At 72.8% G+C, this 21,552-nt stretch carries 17 protein-coding genes and 1 pseudogene; 13 read left to right on the top strand and 5 right to left on the bottom strand.

All coding sequences use genetic code 11. The features are described from left to right. Positions 1–18: 18 nt before the first annotated feature. The 5 genes from ACFZBB_RS18525 (at position 19) to ACFZBB_RS18505 (ending at position 9,928) form a co-directional block, all read left to right on the top strand. A complete protein-coding gene (locus tag ACFZBB_RS18525; protein ID WP_391123547.1) occupies positions 19–1,902 on the top strand; it encodes a protein kinase in 1,884 nt (627 codons plus the stop codon). A 147-nt stretch (positions 1,903–2,049) separates the two neighbouring features. Then, positions 2,050–4,053: a protein tyrosine kinase gene (locus ACFZBB_RS18520; protein WP_391123545.1), complete on the top strand. Its 2,004-nt coding sequence runs from the start codon at positions 2,050–2,052 to the stop codon at positions 4,051–4,053. Positions 4,054–4,584: 531 nt separating this feature from the next. Then, positions 4,585–6,171: a protein kinase gene (locus ACFZBB_RS18515; protein WP_391123542.1), complete on the top strand. Its 1,587-nt coding sequence runs from the start codon at positions 4,585–4,587 to the stop codon at positions 6,169–6,171. A 186-nt stretch (positions 6,172–6,357) separates the two neighbouring features. Beyond that, on the top strand, positions 6,358–7,998 hold the full coding sequence (locus tag ACFZBB_RS18510) for a succinic semialdehyde dehydrogenase (RefSeq protein ID WP_391123539.1): 1,641 nt from the start codon (positions 6,358–6,360) through the stop codon (positions 7,996–7,998). Positions 7,999–8,137: 139 nt separating this feature from the next. Beyond that, positions 8,138–9,928, top strand: a complete 1,791-nt coding sequence (locus tag ACFZBB_RS18505; RefSeq protein ID WP_391123536.1) for a GMC family oxidoreductase N-terminal domain-containing protein — start codon at positions 8,138–8,140, stop codon at positions 9,926–9,928. 478 nt (positions 9,929–10,406) lie between these two features. On the opposite strand, the gene ACFZBB_RS18500 is transcribed toward ACFZBB_RS18505, so the two are convergent. Then, on the bottom strand, positions 10,407–10,766 hold the full coding sequence (locus ACFZBB_RS18500; protein WP_391123533.1) for a chorismate mutase: 360 nt from the start codon (positions 10,764–10,766) through the stop codon (positions 10,407–10,409). Between the two features lie 293 nt (positions 10,767–11,059). Here ACFZBB_RS18500 and guaA point away from each other — a divergent pair, with 293 nt between their 5' ends. After that, on the top strand, positions 11,060–12,664 hold the full coding sequence (guaA, locus tag ACFZBB_RS18495; protein WP_391123530.1) for a glutamine-hydrolyzing GMP synthase: 1,605 nt from the start codon (positions 11,060–11,062) through the stop codon (positions 12,662–12,664). Positions 12,665–12,671: 7 nt separating this feature from the next. On the opposite strand, the gene ACFZBB_RS18490 is transcribed toward guaA, so the two are convergent. After that, complete coding sequence (locus tag ACFZBB_RS18490; RefSeq protein WP_391123527.1) at positions 12,672–13,031, bottom strand: hypothetical protein; 360 nt, start codon at positions 13,029–13,031, stop codon at positions 12,672–12,674. Between the two features lie 202 nt (positions 13,032–13,233). Between ACFZBB_RS18490 and ACFZBB_RS18485 the strand changes: the two are divergent. Further along, positions 13,234–13,716: pseudogene (locus ACFZBB_RS18485) on the top strand (DoxX family protein); the annotation flags it as partial. A 49-nt stretch (positions 13,717–13,765) separates the two neighbouring features. On the opposite strand, the gene ACFZBB_RS18480 reads toward ACFZBB_RS18485, so the two are convergent. Continuing rightward, positions 13,766–13,984, bottom strand: a complete 219-nt coding sequence (locus ACFZBB_RS18480) for a hypothetical protein (RefSeq protein ID WP_391123524.1) — start codon at positions 13,982–13,984, stop codon at positions 13,766–13,768. Beyond that, the gene (locus ACFZBB_RS18475) at positions 13,981–15,435 is read right to left on the bottom strand and encodes a PspC domain-containing protein (RefSeq protein WP_391123521.1); all 1,455 of its coding nucleotides are present in this window, start codon (positions 15,433–15,435) and stop codon (positions 13,981–13,983) included. Before ACFZBB_RS18475 ends, ACFZBB_RS18480 begins: the two co-directional genes overlap by 4 nt. Positions 15,436–15,569: 134 nt before the next feature. Between ACFZBB_RS18475 and ACFZBB_RS18470 the strand changes: the two genes are divergently transcribed. From ACFZBB_RS18470 to ACFZBB_RS18455, 4 genes are all read left to right on the top strand, one after another. Then, positions 15,570–17,009 carry a PspC domain-containing protein gene (locus tag ACFZBB_RS18470; protein ID WP_391123518.1) on the top strand — a complete coding sequence of 480 codons (1,440 nt, stop codon included), beginning with the start codon at positions 15,570–15,572 and terminating at the stop codon, positions 17,007–17,009. Next, positions 17,006–17,698: a response regulator transcription factor gene (locus ACFZBB_RS18465; RefSeq protein ID WP_188281968.1), complete on the top strand. Its 693-nt coding sequence runs from the start codon at positions 17,006–17,008 to the stop codon at positions 17,696–17,698. Before ACFZBB_RS18470 ends, ACFZBB_RS18465 begins: the two co-directional genes overlap by 4 nt. Positions 17,699–17,859: 161 nt before the next feature. Further along, entirely contained in the window at positions 17,860–18,132 is a 273-nt protein-coding gene (locus tag ACFZBB_RS18460; protein WP_355336820.1) for a hypothetical protein, read from the top strand. A 33-nt stretch (positions 18,133–18,165) separates the two neighbouring features. Then, a complete protein-coding gene (locus tag ACFZBB_RS18455) occupies positions 18,166–18,807 on the top strand; it encodes a methyltransferase domain-containing protein (protein ID WP_391123514.1) in 642 nt (213 codons plus the stop codon). A gap of 10 nt (positions 18,808–18,817) precedes the next feature. Here ACFZBB_RS18455 and ACFZBB_RS18450 read toward each other — a convergent pair whose 3' ends face one another. Then, entirely contained in the window at positions 18,818–19,546 is a 729-nt protein-coding gene (locus ACFZBB_RS18450; protein WP_391123511.1) for a methyltransferase domain-containing protein, read from the bottom strand. Positions 19,547–19,913: 367 nt separating this feature from the next. Between ACFZBB_RS18450 and ACFZBB_RS18445 the strand changes: the two genes are divergently transcribed. Both ACFZBB_RS18445 and ACFZBB_RS18440 read left to right on the top strand, forming a co-directional pair. Then, positions 19,914–20,588, top strand: coding sequence for a hypothetical protein (locus ACFZBB_RS18445; RefSeq protein WP_391123508.1), 675 nt, complete (start codon positions 19,914–19,916; stop codon positions 20,586–20,588). After that, positions 20,585–21,385 (top strand): hypothetical protein, encoded by an 801-nt coding sequence (locus ACFZBB_RS18440; protein WP_391123505.1) that lies wholly within the window; start codon positions 20,585–20,587, stop codon positions 21,383–21,385. The genes ACFZBB_RS18445 and ACFZBB_RS18440 overlap by 4 nt, the downstream gene beginning before the upstream one ends. The last annotated feature ends 167 nt before the right edge of the window (positions 21,386–21,552 follow it).

Genomic DNA, 21,552 nt, shown 5'->3' with positions numbered 1-21,552 from the left:
GCACTCCAGAGGGATGCCATGAGCGAGGTCGAAAGTACCGACGGACGCGTGCTCGCCGACCGGTACCGCCTCGGCGAAGTCCTCGGCAAAGGCGGCATGGGCACGGTGTGGCGCGCCGTCGACGAGACGCTGGGCCGTACCGTCGCGGTCAAAGAGCTGCGTTTCCCCGGCAACGTCGACGAGGACGAGAAACAGCGCCTGGTCACCAGGACCCTGCGCGAGGCCAAGGCCACCGCGCGGATCCGCAACACCGGCGCGATCACCGTCTTCGACGTGGTCAAGGAGGACGACCGGCCGTGGATCGTCATGGAGCTGGTCGAGGGCCGCTCGCTGTCCGACGCGATCCGTGAGGACGGCCCGCTCACGCCCAAGCGTGCCGCCGAGGTCGGCCTCGTCATACTCGACGTCCTCAAGGCCGCCCACAACGCCGGCATCCTGCACCGCGACGTGAAACCCTCCAACGTCCTGCTCGCCGACCGCGGTTCGGATCCCGCGGGCCGCGGCGCCGGGCGCGTGGTCCTCAGCGACTTCGGCATCGCCCAGATCGACGGCGACCCCTCCGTCACCTCCACCGGCATGCTCGTCGGCGCCCCCTCGTACATCTCGCCGGAACGCGCGCGCGGCCAGAAGCCGGGCCCGCCCGCCGACCTGTGGTCGCTCGGCGCGCTGCTCTACGCCTCGGTCGAGGGTCGCCCGCCCTACGACAAGGGGTCGGCCATCGCCACCCTGACCGCCGTGATGACCGAGCCGGTCGGGCCGATGACCAACGCCGGGCCGCTCGCCGAGGCGATCAAGGGCCTGCTGGTCAAGGACCCGGCCCAACGCCTGGACCACGACGCCGCGTACGCCCTGCTGTCCACCGTCGCGCACGCCCCCGAACGCCCGGTCGCGCCGCCCACCTCCGACGCCCGTACCGTCGTGCTGAACGTGGACCCCCAGCCCACCCCGACCGACGCTCCCGCTGTTTCCGGCGGGGGGACCCCCATCGCCGCCCGCGAATCCGCCGCCGACCAGGCCCGGGTGCGCGACGCGCTGCGCTCGGTCCGCAAGGCCGCCGCCGCCAAGATGCCCGCGAAGCCCGCGACATCGGCCGCCGCCCCTGAGCCGGGCGCCCCCGTCCCGCCGCCCGTCCCGCCGCGCGCGTCGCTCACGGACGTCGTACCGCGCCGCACGATGGTCATCGTGGCCGCGGCGATCGTGATCGTCCTGCTGGGCACGGTGATCGGCATAGCACTCGCCAACTCCGGTGGCGGCGACGGCGGGAACGGATCGGCGTCGAAGCCGAAGGGCGGGGCCTCCGCGTCCGCGTCGACCGGCGCGAAGAACGACGACGACAGCAAGGGCGGCACGGACGACAGCAAGTCGCCGTCGTCGCCGGACAGTTCGGCCTCCGCGCCGACCACCCCCGCCTCGTCCCCGCCGGCCGGCGGCGGCTCGGACGCCGTACCGGCGGGCTTCCACCGCTACGACGACTCCGAGGGATTCTCGATAGCCCTGCCCAACGGCTGGAAGCGCGTGGGGGACAACGGGTACGGCAGCGGCTCGAAGTTCCGGGGCTCGGACGGCAGCGAGTTGCTCGTGGACTGGACGCATTCGCCGGGGCCGAGCGCGCTCAAGGACTGGCAGAACGCGGCGAAGAGCGCCAAGTCGGGCCGGAACGCCATGCCCGGCTACCAGGAACTCAAGGTGGCCCAGACGCAGTACCGCTCGTACGACGCGGCCGACTGGGAGTACAAGCGGGACGTGAAGGGTAAGCAGGTACACGTCCTGAATCGCGGCATGGTGACGGACCCGAAGCACGGGTACGCCATCATGTTCACGACTCCGGCCGACGCGTGGACCAGCGATGCCAGCACCAAGGCCCTCACGACCTTCTTCGCTACCTTCAAACCGGCCAAATGAGCCTTGCGCAGCACGTATTGTGAGTAGGCGTGGACTGTCCGCAGCCGGATTCCGTTCGGATCGGACCGCTTCGGGTACAAGGTGGGGTGCGGGCGAGGGTTCCCGCACGGATGGCAGCGGGTCGGGAAGGGCCGGAGAGGGGGCGTCGTGGACGAATACGCGGGCCGCGTGCTCGCCGACCGGTACCGGCTGCCCCGGCCGCCCGCCGACGAGTTCGAACTGGTCGAGACGCGCGCCTTTGACACCTACAGCGGCCAGGAGGTCCTGGTCCGGCAGGTGTTGCTGCCCGAGGTCGTCACGGCCGAGGACCCGGGCGACGACCGGGGATACGGCGACCAGGACGCGCTGAGCGACAGCGCCCGGCGCGCCCTTGAGGCCGCCCGCGCGGCGGCGGCGATACCCGACCACCCCCGCCTGGTCCAGGTCTTCGACATCTTCATCGAGGGCGGCAGTCTCTGGATCGCGAGCGAACTGGTGTCCGCCCGGCCGCTCGCCGCGTTACTCGCCGACCGGCCGCTGGACGCCTACCGCGCCGCCGAGGTCGCCTCCGACGTGCTCACCGCGCTGCGCGCCGTGCACGCGTACGGCTGGACGCACCGCAATGTGACCGCGAGCACCGTGCTGGTCTGCGACGACGGCCGGGCGATGCTCGCCGGGCTCGCCGCGGGCGCCGCCCAGGAGGCGCTGTGCGGCTACGACCCCGTGCCGCAGCACATCCAGGTCCTCGCGGGCGGCGGCCTGTCGGGCGCGGGTGAGGACCAGTCGTGGCACGGCCCCGAGTCCGCCCTCGAACAGGAGCGGGCCCGGCAGAACCGGATCACCGTCATCGGCGCCGTCACCGAGCGCTGGGCGCCGGAGCAGGCGCACGAGGTGCACGAGAACTGGCGGCTGTCGCCGCCGGTCGGCCCGGCCGCCGACCTGTGGGCGCTCGGCTCGCTGCTCTTCCGTACCGTGCAGGGCCATCCGCCGTTCCCCGAGGAGAGCGCCGCCGAACTGGTGCAGATGGTGTGCGCCGAGCCGCCCGCCTTCGCCGAGGAGTGCGGGGCGCTGCGGCCGATCGTCGAGTCGCTGCTCCGCCCCGACCCCGAGGAGCGGCCGGAGGCCGAGGAGTTGGGCGGCTGGCTGCGGTCGCTGATCCGCTCCGCGCCCGAGCCCGATCTCGGCCTCGACATGGTCCAGGTGCCGACGGATCCGGCCAAATTGCCGATCGTGCGCCGCAAGGGCGAGTTGGTACGGCGGCGCCGCCGCAAGGCCGCCGCCGAGGCCGACATCGCCGGGATCCAGCACCGCAGGCACGCCCGCGGCAAGCAGGCTCGGGTCACCAAGACCAAGCGCGAGCAGGCGCGGCGCAGCGAGATGCGGCAGGAGCAGATCCACCAGGAGCAGGAGGTCGTCTACCGCAGGCCCCCGCGCGGCGGCGACGAGGCGCCGCGCAAGCTGGGCGTGCGGCTGCTGATCGCGGTCCTGGTGGTGCTCGCGGCCGTCGTCGCGTACGCGGTGCTCGTCATGCCCGGCAACGGCGACACCTCGGACAACGGGGCCAAGGGCGGCGACCGTACGGTCCCGGCCGAGGTGCCGGGCGGGCACAGCGGCGGCAAGAAGCCGACGCCCACGCCCACTCGCACGACCGCGGCGCCGACGACGAAGCCGGCCACCACGAAGCCGGCCCCGCCGCCGAGTACGGCGGTGCCGCCGCCCGACCTCGGCAGCGACTTCGTCATGCGGACCGACTCCGCCGGGTTCACCGTCGCCGTCCACACCGGGTGGCAGCGCTCCGGCAAGAACGGTCAGGGGCAGGTCCGTTACTCCGGCAGCGACCTCCAGCTCACCGTCGTGCCCGGCCGTGACAAGGTCTCCGACCACGGCAGCGATCCGCTCGCCTACCAGCTCGAAGAGCCCGAACTGGCCGCCTTCCGCGGCTCCTCCTGGTCCGCCGCGTCCGGTCTCCACACGCTCGACCTGCGCGGGCACAGTGCCGCCGAGGGCGAGTACAGCTATCGCGACGCCAACGACACGCAGATCTACGCCCTCAATCTCGCCGTCGTCATCGACGGCTCCTACCACGTCGTCGTCGTCAGCGGGCCCGACGCTCGCCGCGCCGACGTCCAGCGCGCCTTCGACAAAGCCGTCGAAACCTACGCGGCGAGCTGACGCCCGCCCCACGCCAGGGGCTCGCCGCCCCTGCGCCCCCTTCACCAAGGGCCTGCGCCCCTGCCTGTTCACCTTGCGCAGCTGGGTCCGCCCCCATCGGCCGGTGGCCGCGAAACAGCAGCGTCTGCCCCGCTGGGGCCGGTTCTTCGCCCGCGCCACTGCCAGTTGGCTGGTCGCGCAGTTCCCCGCGCCCCTGAAAGGATCGGCTCACCGTCCTCGGGCGGAAGAGGTGGGCCCCGTGAGGGGAGCGGGGCTGCATTCGATGTGCGGCTGCCGCCGCGTGGGCGCGACAAGCCACGACGCTCCCGCGGGTCGTCGCCGGTCCCGGTAGGGCAGTTCGGTTGTTTTCGGGCCACAGGCCCGGTGGGGGCGGGCCGCGCAGCTCCCCGCGCCCCTGAAGAACAGGCCCTGCGCAAAGGGGGGCGCACTGGGGAGGAGCCCCTGAAAGCACACGCCCTGCGTGGAGGAGCCGTTCGGGGCGGGAGCCCTGGAGGGTGGGCCGGGGTGGGGAGGGTGGATAGCCTGGGGGGTATGGGGAGCGACGGGGGGTGGACGGCGGAGGCGGAGCCTCGGGATGTGGTGGCGGGGAGGTACCGCATCACGGGGCGGCTCGGCCGCGGGGGGATGGGGACGGTGTGGCGGGCGGAGGACGAGCTGCTGCACCGACCGGTGGCCGTCAAGGAGCTGCACCTGCCCGAGGGCGGCCAGGACCGCGCACTGCGCGAAGCGCGCAGCGTGGCCAGGATCAGGCACCCGCATGTGATCGTCGTGTACGACGTGCTGGAGCAGGACGGCCGTCCGTGGATCGTGATGGAGCTGGTGGTCGGCCGTTCGCTGGCGGACGTGCTGGCGCAGGACGGCCCCCTGGGGCCGCGGGAGGCGGCGCGCATCGGCGCGGCCGTGGCGGGCGCGCTGCGGGCGGCGCACGCGAGCGAGGTCCAGCACCGTGACGTGAAACCGGCGAACGTACTGATCGAGCGCGGCACCGGACGCGTCGTGCTGACGGACTTCGGAATCGCCCGGGTCGCGGGCAGCGCGACGATCAGCGAGACCGGGTCCTTCGTGGGGTCGCCGGAGTACACCTCGCCCGAGCGGATGTCGGGCCGTTCTGCGGGCCCGGAGTCCGACCTGTGGTCGCTCGGCGCGCTGCTGTGCGCGGCGGTGGACGGCGAGTCCCCGTTCCATCGCGAGTCGATAGGCGAGATCGTGCACGCGGTCGCGATCGACACGATCAGGACGCCCGAGGCGGCGGAGCCGCTGCTGCCGGTGGTCACGGCGCTGCTCGACCGGGACCCGGGCCGCCGGATGGGCGCGGCGCAGGCGCAGACGCTGCTGACGGCGTACGCGGAGACCGGTGAGCCGCCGCCCGCCCAGCACGCACCGGTGGTCCCGGCGGCCGAACCCCCGCGTGACGCGGAGCCCGAGCGCCGGGCGACCCCCCGCCCGAAGGGCCGCAGGCGCCGTGTCCTCGCCGCCGCCGTGAGCGTGGCGGCCCTCGCGGTCGGGGGCGGCGCGCTGGCCGCGGTGCTGGTCGTCCGGCACGACGGCGGCGCCCGCGCCGCGTCGCCCCCGCCGAGCACGGCGCCGGTGACGGGCACGACCCCGCCGCCCACGACGCCGAGCCCGACGACACCCCCGCCGACGACCCCGGCCCTCCCGGCCGGGTACGAGCGCGTCACCGATCCGACCGGCTTCTCGCTGGCGCTGCCCGCCGGATACGTACGCGACGCGCAGCGCGACAGCAGCGGCGTCCTGCGGGTGTACTACTGGTCGCCCGACCGCGCCTTCCGCTTCGGCGAGCGCGAGCAGTCGCCCGACCCGCGCGGCGCGTACGCGGTGCTGCGGGACCAGGATCTGGCTGGTCCCAAGGCGGGCAGCGTCTATCCGGGGTACCGGGACGGCGTGATCACCGAGACCACGCAGCGCGGGCGGCCCGCCGCGCTGTGGCAGTTCACGTACGACGGTTTCGCCGACGGCAACGGCGCGCGCCGGACGTTCGACCTGTGCTGGACGGAGGGCGGCCGGATGTACGACATGTGGCTGTCGGCGCCGATCGAGCAGGTCGAGCGGGCGCGGGACACCTTCGACGCGGCGCGCGCCGCCTTCCGTCCGCACTGATGTTCCACCGACACGTACGCACCCCGCAGGCACCCGGCACCCGTCGCCACTGCCCCTCCGGGCAACCCTCGTGACCTGCGAAGATCCGTACGACGCCACCGATTGCTGGCTTAGTTGCACGGATCACGAGGAAAATACTTACTCACGGGTATCCAATCGGTGCCGGACGGTCGTAATCTCACCGGCATGACGGATTCGCTGGAGCGCAGCACGCCCCCCGCAGACGGCCGCCCCACCGACGGCCCCACCGACGGAAACCCCGTCGCGCCCACCACGGCGCGCGGCCCGAAGGACGTCGTCACCCCCGATCTGGTCGCCCGCCTCACCCGCGACGTCATCGGCAGCGGCCGTACCGCCAGCCACACCCCACTGACCGGCGACAAGCTCGCCGACCTGCCGGAGACCACGCCCGAGGAGGTCGCGGAGGCGTTCGCGCGCGCCCGCGCGGCGCAGAAGGCGTGGGCCGCCACCCCCGTACGGCAGCGCGCCGCGGTCCTGCTCCGCTTCCACGACCTGGTGCTCGCCCGGCAGGCCGAGGTGCTCGACCTGATCCAGGTGGAGACCGGCAAGGCGCGCATGCACGCGCACGAAGAGGTGCAGGTGGTCGCGATGGCGGCCCGGCACTACGGCCGCAAGGCCCCCTCGTATCTGAAGCCCAGGCGGCACACCGGCGCCATCCCGACGCTGACCAAGGCCGTGGAGGTGAGGCAGCCGCGCGGTGTCGTCGGCCAGATCGCCCCCTGGAACTACCCGCTGGAGCTGTCCGTCGGCGACGCGCTGCCCGGACTCGTGGCGGGCAACGCTCTGGTGATGAAGCCGGACACCGAGACCGCGCTGACCGCGCTGTGGGCGCGCGAGCAGTTGGTCGAGGCGGGGCTGCCCGCCGACGTGTGGCAGATCGTGATCGGCGAGGGCCCGGTCGTCGGCCCGACCCTGGTCGAGCACGCCGACTACGTGTCCTTCACCGGATCGACGCGCACCGGCCGCGACGTCGCCCAGCGCGCCGCCGCCCGGCTGATCGGCGCCTCCCTCGAACTCGGCGGCAAGAACCCCCTGTTGGTGCTGCGCGACGCCGACCTCGACAAGGCCGCCGACGGCGCCGTCCGCGCCTGCTTCGCCTCCGCCGGTCAACTCTGCGTCTCCGTCGAGCGGTTGCTGGTGGACGAGTCGGTCGCCGACGCGTTCCTGGAGAAGTTCGCCGCGCGCACGAAGGCGATCAAGCTCGGCACGGTCCTCGCGTACGGCGCGGGCATGGGATCGCTGGCCGGGGAACGGCAGTTGGAGACCGTCGTCCGGCACGTCGAGGAGGCCCGCGAGAAGGGCGCCACGGTGGTGGCCGGCGGCCGGGCCCGCCCCGACATCGGCCCGTACGTCTACGAGCCGACGATCCTGGACGGCGTCGAGGCCCCGATGGCCGTCTGCGCGCAGGAGACCTTCGGCCCCGTCGTGTCCGTCTACCGCTTCCGCGACGAGGAGGAGGCGATCGAGCGCGCCAACGACACCGACTACGGCCTCAACGCCAGTGTGTGGACCAAGGACACCCGGCGCGGCGCCCGGATCGCGGCCCGGCTGCGCTCCGGCACGGTCAACATCAACGAGGCGTACGCCGCCGCGTACGGCAGTGTCCGGGCGCCGATGGGCGGCATGAAGGACTCCGGGCTCGGCCGCAGGCACGGCTCCGAGGGCATCCTCAAGCACACCGAGGCCCAGACCGTCGCCACCCAGCGCCTCCTGCCGATGGCGCCCTCGCTCGGCATGACCGACGAGACGTACGCGAAGTTCCTCACCGTCTCGCTGAAGGCGATGAAGGCCCTGCGGATGCGCTGACCCCCGCCCGCCCGCTGCCCGCACCTCGCCCGCTGCCCGCACCTCGCCCGCTGCCCGCACCCCGCCCACGCCCACGCCCACTGACCCGGCCAGACCAGACCAGACCAGACGAGTCCCGCACCGACGCACGGAGGATCACGTGTCACAGGAAGACGGCTACGACTACGACGTCGTCGTCATCGGCTCCGGCTTCGGCGGCTCCGTCTCCGCGCTGCGGCTGACCGAGAAGGGCTACCGGGTCGGCGTGCTGGAGGCCGGCCGCCGCTTCGCCCGCGACGAACTGCCGAAGAACTCCTGGGACGTCCGCAACTACCTGTGGGCACCCGCGCTCGGCCTCTACGGCATCCAGCGCATCCACGTCCTCGGCAACGTCCTGGTGCTGGCGGGCGCGGGCGTCGGCGGCGGCTCGCTGAACTACGCCAACACCCTGTACGTGCCCCCGAAGGCGTTCTTCGAGGACCGGCAGTGGGGCGCGATCACCGACTGGCAGCAGGAGTTGGCGCCGTACTACGACCAGGCCCAGCGGATGCTCGGGGTGCGGACCAACCCCACGCTCACCCCCTCGGACGAGCACCTGAAGGCGGCGGCCGAGCGGATGGGCGTCGGCGACAGCTTCCACCTCGCGCCGGTCGGGGTGTTCTTCGGCGACGGACAGGACGCGGGCGGCGCGTCGAAGGCGGCGCCCGGCGGCGAGGTGCCCGACCCGTACTTCGGCGGAACCGGCCCCGCGCGGCGGGCCTGCACCGAGTGCGGCGAGTGCATGACCGGCTGCCGGCACGGCGCGAAGAACACCCTCACGGAGAACTATCTGCACCTCGCCGAGCGCGCGGGCGCCGTCATCCACCCGATGACCACCGTCACCGACCTCACCGAGGACCCCGAGGGCGGCTACCGCGTCACCGCCGTCCCCACCGACCAGCGCAAGAAGGGCGAGCGGGCGGTGCTGAGGGCCCGTCAGGTCGTGGTCGCGGCGGGCACGTACGGGACGCAGACGCTGCTGCACGCGATGCGGGACGGCGGCCGGCTGCCCGGCATCTCGGCGAAGCTCGGCGAGCTGACCCGTACCAACTCCGAGGCGCTGGTGGGCGCGCAGACCTCCACCCGCCGCTACCGCAAGCGGCACCCGGACCGCGCGCTGGACTTCACCAAGGGCGTCGCGATCACCTCGTCCGTGCACCCCAACGACCACACCCACATCGAGCCGGTCCGCTACGGCAAGGGCTCCAACGCGATGGGGAATCTGTCGATCATGGCGGCGCCGTACGGCGGGAAGCTGCCGCGCTGGGCCGAATTCGCCGTCAACTACCTGCGCCACCCGGCGGTCGGCCTCCGCTCGCTGTCCAACTTCCACTGGTCGGAGCGGACGATCATCGGCCTGGTCATGCAGACCAGCGACAATTCGCTGACGACTTACCGCAAGACCAAGGGCCTGGGCAAAGGGCTGCTGACGGCCCGTCAGGGTCACGGCGCTCCCAACCCGACGCACATCCCGGAGGGCGCGCGGGCCGCGCAGTTGATAGCGGAGGAGATCAACGGCTTCGCGGGCAGCAATGTCGGCGAGGCCACCGAGCGCCCCATGACCGCGCACTTCCTGGGCGGCTGCCCGATCGGCGAGGACGCGGACCACGGCGTCATCGACCCGTACCACCGGCTCTACGGGCACCCGGGCATCCATGTGGTCGACGGTTCGGCCGTCTCGGCGAATCTCGGTGTCAATCCGTCGCTGACGATCACCGCGCAGGCGGAGCGCGCGATGTCGTTGTGGCCCAACAAGGGCGAGGCGGACCCGCGTCCGGCCCAGGGCGAGGGCTACCGCAGGATCGCCGCGGTACGGCCCGCCGCCCCGGTGGTGCCGGAGGGGGCCTTCGGCGCGCTGCGGCTTCCGATGCTGCCGGTCCCCGCGGTGCCGCCCAGGTCCGCGGCGGAGTGACGCGGCTGAACTGACAGAGCTGGCTGAGCTGGGTGAGCTCACTGACGCGTCCGCGCGCGCCGACGCGTACCCGTGCGCACGGGCACGCGCTGTGTCACCCGATCGTGGACGGCAAGTCCGTGCCGGGAGCCGTACATGAGTAATGTGGGTTCTCGCAGAGCGGCCGGATCCAAGCGTCCCCGGAGCCGACCGCCTCTTTGAGTCGTGACCGGGCTGCTGTCCCCTGCCGTCCGGTCACATAGCACCGACACGAGGTCCCACGGCGACCGCACACCTGCGGTCGCCTCATCGCATCGGTTACACCCCGCCTAGCTGCGTCTAGGCGGTGTCCAGTTCCACGCGTGGTGTTGGGTTACCGCCCCTGGATGGCACGGACACCACCTCCAACGAAGCCATCGCGGGCCGGTCACGTGCCGTACGGGTGATGCCGCTCGAAAGGGCGAAACGTCACGCCTCGGGGCCGTTCCGGCCGCGCCGCTCACACCTTGCCGCGGCACAGTTCCAGCAGCGTCATCGCCAGTGACGTGCCCGGCCTCCCCAACTCCGCGCTGTAGTGCGTCAGCACCTCCATCTCGCGGTTCAGGCTCACCCGGCGACCGCCGGACGTCATGCGGGCGCGCTGGATGTCGGCCGACTCGGTCATCCGTTCCCTGACCAGGCCGATGATCCGGGTGTCGAGATCGTCGATCCGCTGCCGCTTGCGCGCGATGACCGCGTCCGCGGACTCCGGGACGCCGTGGGTGTCCGGGGCGTCCGGGACGCTCTCGGTGCCCGCGGTCGCGGCCGGGGCCGGAATGGGGGCCGGGACGGAGGTAGGTGTCGGGGTCGGGGTCGTCATGTCTGCTCTCCTCGGGAGGGGCGGGCGGCGCCGCGGACCTCGGGTCCCGGGGGAGCGAAACGACAGGCGCCCCGGGCCGTCTGGCCCGGGGCGCCTGGGAAGTCGCTTGTCAGCTCACGCGACGCGACCATGGCAGCCGGACCAGCCGGTGCCATAGGTAAACGTGACGCTGCGCGTGTGCATGGCGTCAGTGTGCCCCCCTCGCCTCCCGGGTGGCAAGCGGGGGAAGGAGGGAGTCCGCCGTCCCGGTAGAATCGGGTCCTATCCCCGTTGGAACCGCCGGAAGGCACACCGTGGTAACGCCAGTCGCCCCCGCCCCCTCGTCGGGCACACCGGATACACCGGACCTGGTCCTGGTCGTGGACTTCGGTGCGCAGTACGCGCAACTGATCGCGCGCCGGGTCCGTGAGGCCCGGGTGTACAGCGAGATCGTGCCCTCCACGACGCCGGTGAGCGAGATGCTGGCGAAGCGGCCGAGCGCGATCATCCTGTCCGGCGGCCCGTCCTCGGTCTACGAGCCGGGCGCCCCCACCCTGGACCCGGCGATCTTCGCGGCGGGCGTCCCCGTCTTCGGCATGTGCTACGGATTCCAGCTCATGGCGACGGCGCTCGGCGGGACCGTCGACAACACCGGGGCGCGGGAGTACGGCCGCACCGCGCTGGCCGTCTCCAAGCCCGGCTCCACCCTCTTCGAGGGCACCCCCGCCGAGCAGTCGGTGTGGATGTCGCACGGCGACGCCTGCTCGGCCGCGCCCGAGGGCTTCGCGGTGACGGCGTCCACCGACGTGGTGCCGGTCGCCGCGTTCGAGAACGACGAGAAGCGGCTGTACGGCGTCCAGTACCACCCCGAGGTGCTGCACTCCACGCACGGCCAGCAGATCCTGGAGCACTTCCTCTACCGCGGCGCGGGCCTCGCGCCGACGTGGACGACCGTCAACGTCGTGGACGAGCAGATCGCGCTGATCCGCGAGCAGGTCGGCAGGAGCCGGGCCATCTGCGGGCTGTCCGGCGGCGTGGACTCCGCGGTCGCCGCCGCCCTGGTCCAGAAGGCCATCGGTGACCGGCTCACCTGCGTGTACGTCGACCACGGTCTGATGCGCAAGGGCGAGACCGAGCAGGTCGAGAAGGACTTCGTGGCCGCGACCGGCGTACAGCTCAAGGTCGTGGACGCCACCGACCGCTTCCTGGACGCGCTCGCCGGGGTCAGCGACCCGGAGCAGAAGCGGAAGATCATCGGCCGGGAGTTCATCCGGGTCTTCGAGCAGGCGCAGGCGGAGATCGTCGCCGAGGCGCCCGGCGACGAGCCGGTGGAGTTCCTGGTCCAGGGCACCCTCTACCCGGACGTGGTCGAGTCCGGCGGCGGCACCGGCACCGCGAACATCAAGTCGCACCACAATGTCGGCGGCCTGCCGGAAGACCTCCAGTTCACGCTCGTCGAGCCGCTGCGCAAGCTGTTCAAGGACGAGGTGCGGATGGTCGGCCAGGAGCTGGGCCTGCCCGAGGAGATCGTGCAGCGGCAGCCGTTCCCCGGCCCCGGGCTCGGCATCCGGATCGTCGGCGAGGTCACCCGCGACCGGCTCGACCTGCTGCGCGAGGCCGACGCCATCGCCCGCGAGGAGCTGACCGCGGCCGGGCTCGACCGCGACATCTGGCAGTGCCCGGTGGTGCTGCTCGCCGACGTACGCTCCGTCGGCGTCCAGGGCGACGGCCGCACCTACGGCCACCCGATCGTGCTGCGCCCGGTCTCCTCCGAGGACGCCATGACCGCGGACTGGTCGCGGCTGCCGTACGAGGTGCTGGCGAAGATCTCCACCCGGATCACCAACGAGGTGGCCGACGTCAACCGCGTGGTGCTCGACGTGACGAGCAAGCCGCCGGGCACCATCGAGTGGGAGTGACGCGCGTTCAGTGCGCCGCCAGGCTCTCGCGGGCCGCGGTGACGTAGCGGCTCCTGGCCGCCTTGTACTCCTCCCACGCGCTGTCCGGGATCTCGTCCATGTCGTAGAAGGACCGGATGCGGCCGACCAGGGCCTTCGCCTCGGTGAGCGGGCCGCCGCCCTCGATGTCCAGCACATTGAGGGCGGCCTGGGTCCTGCCGTACGCGGCCTCCGTACGCTCCAGGAGGTCGGCCTTGTCGGTGTAGTCGCCCTGCCTGCGGTGCCAGACGACGGACGCCTCCTCGTCGGTCGCGGTGAGGAAGTCCGCGTAGTCGTCGCGGTGGGCCAGGTAGATCGTGAGGTCGTACGGCAACTCGGATACCTCCACCCGTCGGGTCCGTGCGATGCCTGAGTATCGGGGGCGGGGCCGCGTACTGCCAGAGACGTGCGGGTCTTTCTGCGGCTCCCGCGCTTTCCGCCCGCCGCCTTGAGTGACAGCCGCCGGGCGTACGTATGTCCCCCCGAGGGCGCCGTACCGGCAGAATCGTTCTCATCAGGGAACGCACGGGCGGCGGGATTGGCGGAACACGATGCTCGAACGGCTCGACGTCTGGCGGGACACCGCCCGTCGCTACGCACTGCTGCCGCTGCGGATCTTCCTCGGCGTCACGTTCATCTACGCCGGGCTCGACAAGCTGACCAGCGACACCTTCTTCACCGACTCCGCGAACGGCTCGCTGGTGCAGATCCTGCACGGCGCCCACGACACCGCGGCGATCCCGGCGATGATCGACCTCGCGCTGAAGGCGCCGCACGGCTTCGGGTACGCCATCGCGCTCGGTGAGACAGCGGCCGGGCTCGGCACGCTGTTCGGGCTCCTCGGCCGGGTCGCCGCCCTCGGCGGCGCGCTGGTCTCGCTCAGCCTGTGGCTGACGGTGAGCTGGTCCTCGACGCCGTACTACTACGGCAACGACCTCGCGTACCTGATGGCCTGGCTGCCGCTGGTGCTCGCGGGCACGCCCTGTCTGTCCCTGGACGCGCTGCTCGCGCGGCGGCGCGGCAAGGGCGGCGGCGACGCGGTGTCAGGTCCCGGTGCCTACGCCGCCGACGGCTCGGGCTCCGCTACGCGCGGCGGCGCTTCCGGCGCCCCCGTACCGCCCTCACGACCTGTGTGACGACCGCGGTGGCCACCGTCAGGGCCAGACCGCTGACGACGAGCGGGACGGAGTACTCGGGCCGCAGGTCCCAGACCTGGCAGGCGTCGAGGATGAAGCACGCCGTCAGCCAGAGCAGCACCAGGCCCATGACCAGGACGGCGGGTTCGAAGCGGTGCCTTCTCATCGGTTCACCTGTCCTGCTGACGGGCCGGGCACGCCGGGTACGGGCAGGTGGCGCGCGCCGGGTAGGGCGGGCGTGGTCGGCGCGAGCGGCGCCGTCCCCGTACCCGTCACGGCCGTGGCGGGCTCGATCCGCAGGTCGCCGGCGCCGATCCGCACATGGACGTTGACCGTGCCGGTGTTCATGGTGCCCGCGGGCGGGGCGAAGACGACCGGCACGGCCCCTTCGCTGTTGACGTTCAGCCCGCCGTGGTCCTTCTCCGGCAGGCGGATGGCGCCGACGGCGACGTGGTAAGTCAGGTTCACGGTGGCGTCCTTGGGCAGTCTGATCAGCACTTCGCCGACGCGCAGGTCGACCCGTGTGTTGACCGTCCGGCCGTCGAGCGTCAGGTCGGTCAGGTCGAGGACGCCCTGTCCGCTGCCGCGTTCGTACGTCGGCTGGACGGCGGCGGCGGTCATCGGCCTCCAGGTGTCGCGCCACCCGGCGTTGTCGTGCGGCAGCGACGCGGTGCCGATCAGCCCGGCGAGGGTCAGCAGGGTGAAGAAGACGGTGCCGCCGCGCGCCCGCCCGGCGAACGACGCGACGACGAAGGCCAGCCCGAAGACGCCGAGCACCGCGATCAGGCCGATCTCGACGCTCGCGGCGGGGGACTGGTACGGCGCCGAGACCCCGGTGCCGATCGCGCCCGCCGCCACCACCAGCACGAAGACGGTCAGGCCGAAGACCCACGAGCTCTCCTTCTTGCGGGTCGCGCGCTTGCGCTCCCGCCAGGCGACCTTGTCCTCGTCGCCGTAGGGGCCGTCGTCCGGGCCCCACAGATACGACGGCTCCTTGGTCAGCGGGCCGCGCCACCAGGACGCGGAGCCGCCGGGCTCCGGTGGCGCCTGTACGGCGGGCGGCGCGTCCACCACCGCGCTCGCCGCGCCCGACGGGGAGGCGGCCTCGCCCGCGGTCTGTCGGCGCCGCACCTGGGCCCAGTAGTAGACGGCGCCGGTCGTCGCGGCCAGCAGGATCAGCGAGAACGCCTGGTCGTCGCCGTTGTCCAGCATCGAGGCGTACAGCCCGCAGCCGACCAGCGCCATCAGCACGGCGGTCAGCGGCGCGCCCTCGATCCGGCCGGACAGCAGCCGCTGCGCCTCGCTCTGCCGCTCGCCCTCCAGCGGGATGACCAGCCAGCCCATGCCGTAGATGATCAGACCTATACCGCCGGTGAGGGAGAGGACGGCCAGCACCACGCGGAAGATCACCGGGTCGACGTCGAAGTAGCGACCCGCCCCGTCGCACACGCCCGCGAGGACTTTGTGGTCGCGGCCACGGGTCAGCCGCCGCTTGGGAGCGGCGCTGCCGCCCTCCGGGCCGCCATCGCCGCCGCTACCGCCGGCGTCGCTGGTGCGCGGTGCACTCGGCCGGTCGCGCGGCTCGTCGCTCGGCTCTTCGGGTGGCTGGTCCGTCATACGACCATGGTGACGGTTCGCGGGGGCGGCCGGCATCGGCCCCGACCCTGGTACGTCCCTGATCCGTACCCTGCCCTACCCCTGGGGGGACAACCCTGATGCCCCGGGCGGCCCGGACGTGTGACGATCGGGGTATGTCAGCGAGCAGCCCGGCCGGAGCGTCCGGCATGCCCGGAGCGTCCCGTATGCCGGGCGGGTCCGGCGGACCCGGCGTGCCGGGCGGTCCCGGCTTCGGCGGTCCCGGCCTGGGCGGTCCCGGTGGTCCCGGCCTCGGCGGTCCCGGTGCTCCGCGCGGTCCCGGCGGTCCCAGCGGGGCGTCCTTCCTCTCCTCGCCCCTGTCCTCGCACGAGCCGGGGGACTCCGGGGTGCGCAAGCTCTACCGCAGCTCCGAGGGGCGGATGGTCGGCGGCGTCGCGCGCGGCCTGGCCGGGCATTTCGGCCTGCCCGTGCTGTGGGTACGCGGCCTGTTCGTGCTGCTCGCCTGCTTCAACGGCATCGGCGTGCTCCTCTACGCCGTCTTCTGGTTCTTCGTACCGCTCGGCGTCGGCGGTGTCGCCATGGCCAAGGAGCCGCGCGACGCCCGCTCGTGGCTGGCGGGCAAGCGGCCCGACAAGGGCCAGATCATGGCCCTGATCGCGCTGGCCGTCGGCGCGGGCATCCTCATCGACAACCTCAACCTCGGCGCCGCCAACCGCGCCGTGTGGCCGCTGCTGGTCATCGGCCTCGGTGTCGCGCTGGTCTGGCGGCAGGCCGACAACGCCCGCAAGGCCCGCTGGGTCGAGATGAGCCACGGCAAGCGGTTCTGGCCGCTGGCCCGCGCGGCGGCCGGTGTCGCCCTGGTCGTCGCGGGCGTCACCGGCTTCATCGTGGTGCGCGGCTCCGGCAGCCACCTCGGCGGTATCCTCCAGGCCGCGCTCGCCGTCCTCGTCGGCGTCGCGCTGATCGCGGGCCCGTACCTGGTCCGTATGACACAGGACCTGTCGGCGGAGCGCCTGATGCGTATCCGCGCCCAGGAGCGCGCCGAGGTCGCCGCCCACGTCCACGACTCGGTCCTGCACACCCTGACCCTCATCCAGCGGCACGCCGACGAACCCCGCGAGGTCAACCGGCTGGCCCGCGCCCAGGAACGCGAGCTGCGCGCCTGGCTCTACCGCCCCGAGGGCACCGGGCGCGACGACGAGCCGACGACGGTCGCCGAGGGCGTACGCGCCGCCGCCGCCGAGGTCGAGGACGCGCACGGCGTCCCGGTCGAGGTCGTCTGCGTCGGCGACTGCCCGCTGGACGAGAAGCTGGCGGCGCAGATGCAGGCCGCGCGGGAGGCGATGGTGAACGCGGCCAAGTACGGTGGCAGCGGACCCGTTCAGGTCTACGCGGAGGTGGAGGGCGTCAAGGTGTTCGTCTCCGTGCGCGACCACGGCCCCGGATTCGACCTCGACCAGGTGCCGGACGACCGCATGGGCGTCCGCGAGTCGATCATCGGCCGGATGCAGCGCAACGGCGGCGAGGCCCGGCTGCGGGCCGCACCCGGCGGCGGTACGGAAGTCGAACTGGAGATGGAGAGGGTGGCGGCATGAGCACACCGAGTGCGCCTTTGGCAGGGGAGCGGCGGGTACGGGTGGTGCTCGTCGACGACCACCGGATGTTCCGTACCGGGGTCCAGGCGGAGATCGGCGCCACCGAGGAGACCGGTGTCGAGGTCGTCGGCGAGGCCGCCGACGTCGACCAGGCGGTCAGTGTCGTCACCGCGACCCGGCCCGAGGTCGTCCTCCTCGACGTGCATCTGCCCGGCGGCGGCGGTGTCGAAGTCCTGCGCCGCTGCGCCCCGTTGGCCGCCGACCCCGACAACCCGGTGCGTTTCCTGGCCCTTTCGGTCTCCGACGCGGCCGACGACGTCATCGGTGTCATCCGGGGCGGCGCGCGCGGCTATGTCACCAAGACCATCACCGGGCCCGACCTGATCAACTCGATCTTCCGGGTGCGCGACGGAGACGCCGTCTTCTCCCCGCGGCTGGCCGGTTTCGTCCTGGACGCCTTCGCGTCCACCGACGCCCCGCCGGTCGACGAGGACCTGGACCGGCTCACCCAGCGCGAGCGCGAGGTCCTGCGCCTGATCGCGCGCGGCTACGCGTACAAGGAGATCGCCAAGCAGCTCTTCATCTCGGTCAAGACCGTCGAGTCCCATGTCTCGGCCGTCCTGCGCAAGCTCCAGCTCTCCAACCGCCATGAGCTCACGCGGTGGGCGACGGCACGGCGCCTGGTCTGAGCCGGGCGCGCATGCCGGAGCCCGCACGAGAGCCCGTACCCGAGCCTGGCCGCGAGCCCGCACGAGAGACTGGCCGCGAGCCCGCACGAGAGACTGGCCGCGAGCCCGCACCCGAGCCTGGCCGCGAGCCCGCACGCGAGCGACGTGTCACGCCTGGACGTGTGCTGTGGCTGGCGTGCCTGGTCCTCGTGTGGGCGCTGCTGCTCCTGGCCGGGGTGCTGGACGTCGTCGCCTTCGTCGCCAGCGCGTCCGACACCCCTTACCAGGGCCGGGCCGACGACCGTACCGCCGCCTGGTGGACGCTCTTCGGCCTGGTGATCCCGCTGGCCTTCCTGGCCGCCGTCCTGACCTCCCTGGAACGCCGCGCCCGCCGTCGCCGCGGCGGTCCGCCGGGCGGTGATCGCAGGTCGCTGACGGACGGCAGCGTCGGATGAGCGGTGTCAGAGGGCGGCGATACGGTCGCCCGCATGACGGAATCCACCGACCTGACGGACATCCGCGCGGCCTACGACACCGTCGCCGACAGCTACGCCGACCTGTTGCGGGACGCGCTGGCGGCCGGCGTCCTGGACCGCGCGACGCTGGGGGCGTTCGCCGAACTGGCCCGGCGGGGACGGCCGGTGGCGGACATCGGGTGCGGCCCCGGACGGATCACCGGGTATCTGGCGGAGCTGGGGCTCGACGTCTTCGGCGTCGACCTCTCGCCCGAGATGGTCGCCGTGGCCCGCCGCGATCTGCCCCGACTGCGCTTCGACGTCGGCTCGATGACCGACCTGGACCTCCCGGACGGCTCCCTCGGCGGCATCGTCGCCTGGTACTCGATCATCCACCTGCCCCCGCGCCTGCTGCCGCGCGTCTTCGCCGAATTCCACCGCGTCCTGGCCCCCGGCGCCCCGCTCGCCCTGGCCTACAAGATCGGCGACACCCGCCACCACCTCTCCCACGGCTACGGCCACCCCATCTCCCTCGACGTCTACTGGCATCCTCCGGCCCGCATCACCGCCCTCGCCGAATCCGCCGGCCTCACCGTCACCGCCACCACGACCCGAGCCCCGGCCCCGGACGAACGCCAGCCCCAGGGCTACCTGTTGGCGGCCAGGCCCGTCTGACGGGCGGAGGTCAGGCCAGGGCGATGGTGATGATCTCGCGGCTGGCCGGGGTGATCGGGGTGCGGGGCCAGTCGCCGTAGCGGGACTCGGTGCGGAAGCCCGCGGCGGTGAGGAAGGTGTCGAGGACGGGTTCGGAGAGGAAGCGGAGGGTGGAGCGGTCGGTGTGGAGGGGGGTGCCGTCCGGGGCGGCGGTGGTGGTGGTGAAGGTGACGAGGTCGGGGGTGACGGAGTCGACGGTGTGCCAGATACGGAGCGGACCGGCGGCGGGGTGGGTGGTCGTGACGGGGTGACCGGGGGTCCAGGACTGCCAGGCGCGGGCCTGGGGGTGGCGGGTCTCGAAGACGAAACGGCCGCCGGGGCGCAGGGCGGCGCGGACGGCGGCGAGCGAGTCGCGGATGTCGTCGTCGGTGAGCAGGCACTGGAAGGCGTGCCCGGTCATGATCGCCAGGTCGAAACCGGCGCCGGGCGGGGCGTCGGCGGCGCGGCCGTCGAGCCACTCGATGTCGGTACGGCGCCGGGCCCGGCGCAGGGACGGGGCGTGCGGGTCCAGGCCGACCAGACGGCCGCGGTGGCCCAGCGCTCGCGCGTGATGCAGCGTCATGCCGGTGCCGCAGCCCACGTCGAGAACGGAGTCGGCGGCCATGACCAGGTCGGTGTAGAACCGGTCGCCGGGTGACCGCTCGGGGTCCCACCGATTGAGCAGGTCGTAGAGCACGGCATCGTCGTCGTCGGTGAACACCGGCACAGTATTGGGGCCCGGCCGTCCGTCGCCAACCGGTTATTCCGGCCGCCGGGAACGTGCCCCCGGCACGTATGCCTTTCCGGCGCGCTCCGCTATTCGGCCGGCCTCACCGTTCCGCGCCGATCCTTACGAACACGGGGGTTCGTAGTCACCACCCGGCGACCGGTGATTCGATACGCGGCTGTAGGTATCGATGAGCGTGGGGTGGGGGAAATGGCTCGGGGTGGAGCGGGGCTGTTCGGCGTGCGCGAGGGGCGGTTGAGGCCGCACGCGGCGGGTGCGGTGCGCGAGAGCGCCGCCGTACCGCCGACGGCGGGACCCATTCCCGGAGTGCCGCCCTTGACGACGGCCCATACGGAACGGCGTGCCCGGCAAGGGCTCGGTCTACCACCCGGACCGCGACCCGGGGAACCGGCCGTCCCACAGCGGCGGCAACGGCAACAGCAACAGCAGTGGAAGCGGCGGCTGCGACCGGGCCTGCCAGAACGCGCTCGCCGCGCTCCAGCAGAACACCTGGAAGGACGACAAGAACGAGAAGAACGTCCACGCGGCGCTGGCCAAGGAACTGCGCGACTACGTTTTCGCCCTCGCCGGGAACACCAACCCCTGCAAGGTCGGCGCGTCCGTGACCTCCGGCACCATGGCCGCCTGCAACCAGATGGGCGGCAACTCGCCGCAACTGACCTGGACCGACCTGCTGCAACTGTGGCTCGGCGGCAAGGGCGCCAATGCGCCCTTCGACGCGAACAGCCTGCTCACCAAGCAGTTGGCGTTCAACGGCCGCAGTCTCCAGATCATCAAGAATCTGGCCAGGGCGGTCTCGGACGCCGACTTCGGGGCCGACGTTGACGCGCTCGGAGGCCAGGACGGCTATGTCGACGGGAAGAACCTCGGGGAGAAGATGAAGAATCTGCCCAAGGACCTCAGCGGCATGGCCACCAGGGGGCGCGTGGGCACCAAGGTCCCCGAAGCCTTCACCGGCGGCTACGACCTCGTGTACCAGGAGTACTACTGGTCCGTCACGGTGAGCGTCGAGTGACCACCGGTCCGCAGGCCACGCTCCCCGCCGCACCGGAGGGAGGGGAGCCCGGGGGGCCGGGCTCCGGCGGCCACGGCTCCGGGCCCGCCGCCCGGCTCGACCGGCTCTGGGGGTCCGCCCGCTGGGTGCTGCTCGCCGTGCTGGTGCTGTCGTTCGCCACCGTGCTGCTGCGGATCGTGCCGGGCGGCGGGTCGACCGGCGCCCTGGCGCGGGACATCGAGGCCGGGCGGACCCACTCGGTACGGGTCGACGACCAGGGCTCCGACGGGATCACCGTCCGCTGGAGTGCCGGGCCGCTGACCGAACGGCAGTACACCTACCGGCCCGCCAACCCCTTCCCCGGCGGCCGGAACGGTGTCGTCGGCGAGTTCACCGCGGACATCAGGCGGCAGGCGGGACCCGCGGCGGACGGCCTCGCCGTACGGAGCTTCGACAGTTCCTACGGCGCCGGGGGCCTGACGCTGCTGGTGCCGACCGCGTACGTCCTGCTCACCCCGTGGGCGTGGCTGCGGGTGGCGGCGCTGCTCGCCGGTCTCCTGGTGGTCGTACGGACGCTGGCGGTGACCCGGCACCGGCGCGCGAGCGGCCCCGCGTGGCTGCTGGCGTGCGGGGTGACGGGGGCCGGTTTCTTCGGCTACCTGTGGGCGGAGCCGGGAGGCGGCCCCGGCACCGGCACCTCGGGAGACGGGTCCGTACGGGCGCCGCGGTGGACGCGGGCCTGGCTGGCGTCGCTCGCCTCGGCGGCCGGGCTGGCCGTCCTCGGCGCGCTGCTGCTGCTCGTCGCCGGGCGGTACTGACCCGGCGACCGGTGGAGGCGTACGGCCGCGGGCGCGCGCTCGGCGCAGGATGTCCGCGGCTGTCGCGGTGCTCGGCGCAGGATGTCCGCGGCTGTCGCGGTGCTCGGCGCAGGATGTCCGCGGCTGTCGCGGTGCTCGGCGCAGGATGTCCGCGGCTGTCGCGGTGC

This window comes from Streptomyces sp. NPDC008139 (assembly GCF_042957025.1).
Lineage (GTDB): Bacteria > Actinomycetota > Actinomycetes > Streptomycetales > Streptomycetaceae > Actinacidiphila.
The sequence above is the reverse complement of the archived record's forward strand: the minus strand, read 5'-3'. Positions and strand labels throughout refer to the sequence as shown.

Coding starts and splice junctions, on each gene's coding strand:
- ACFZBB_RS18525 (WP_391123547.1), top strand. CDS start 19: ATGAGCGAGGTCGAAAGTACCGACGGACGCGTGCTCGCCGACCGGTAC.
- ACFZBB_RS18515 (WP_391123542.1), top strand. CDS start 4,585: ATGGGGAGCGACGGGGGGTGGACGGCGGAGGCGGAGCCTCGGGATGTG.
- ACFZBB_RS18510 (WP_391123539.1), top strand. CDS start 6,358: ATGACGGATTCGCTGGAGCGCAGCACGCCCCCCGCAGACGGCCGCCCC.
- ACFZBB_RS18500 (WP_391123533.1), bottom strand. CDS start 10,766: ATGACGACCCCGACCCCGACACCTACCTCCGTCCCGGCCCCCATTCCG.
- ACFZBB_RS18480 (WP_391123524.1), bottom strand. CDS start 13,984: ATGAGAAGGCACCGCTTCGAACCCGCCGTCCTGGTCATGGGCCTGGTG.
- ACFZBB_RS18475 (WP_391123521.1), bottom strand. CDS start 15,435: ATGACGGACCAGCCACCCGAAGAGCCGAGCGACGAGCCGCGCGACCGG.
- ACFZBB_RS18470 (WP_391123518.1), top strand. CDS start 15,570: ATGTCAGCGAGCAGCCCGGCCGGAGCGTCCGGCATGCCCGGAGCGTCC.
- ACFZBB_RS18465 (WP_188281968.1), top strand. CDS start 17,006: ATGAGCACACCGAGTGCGCCTTTGGCAGGGGAGCGGCGGGTACGGGTG.
- ACFZBB_RS18455 (WP_391123514.1), top strand. CDS start 18,166: ATGACGGAATCCACCGACCTGACGGACATCCGCGCGGCCTACGACACC.